Source organism: Vibrio sp. 1069, from assembly GCF_033340555.1.
In genome coordinates this window covers 1-512 of record NZ_JAWOWP010000967.1, presented here as the reverse complement: position 1 = coordinate 512, position 512 = coordinate 1, and the positions used below count along the sequence as shown (strand labels likewise).

General features: G+C 42.0%; 1 protein-coding gene. It reads right to left on the bottom strand.

Features of this window, described 5'->3' with window-relative positions; translation table 11 throughout:
* Positions 1-331, bottom strand: a 331-nt coding sequence (gene trxC / locus R7040_RS30080; protein WP_318098138.1) for a thioredoxin TrxC, incomplete at its 3' end; no start/stop codon positions are given.
* Positions 332-512 lie beyond the last annotated feature (181 nt).

The window sequence follows — 512 nt, the reverse complement described above, 5'->3', positions numbered from 1 at the left end:
GAATGCTGCGAATACCAAACTGCGCCGCAAGCTGTTGCTGGGCTTCAGTATCAATCTTTACAAAACGAGCCGTTCCGGCTTGTTCTTGCGCGACATCCGAGAAAACAGGAGCAAAGCCGACGCACGGATTGCACCATGGAGCCCAAAAATCGACAACAACTGGCGTTGAGCTTTCTAATAGTGCAGAAAAGTTATCGAGTGTACCTTCAATAGGCGCGCCATCTAAAAGCGGGCTCTTACATTTACCGCACGTTGCAGATTCTGCAACACGCTCATTAGGGACACGATTTAAACCGCCACAAGATGGGCAACGAGTTTTAAACGATGACATGACTTCTTCCTTTATAACAACTTGATGAAAACATGACTTATCAGTCAGCTTCATAATGCGTATACTTTCTTTTTACTTGCAAATTTTATGGAATAGCAAGTTTTATAATAGAACCGGATCAGGTTCTTAGATATTTCATTAAAATACAACAATAAATAGGTCTGCGATGACAAATTACTAC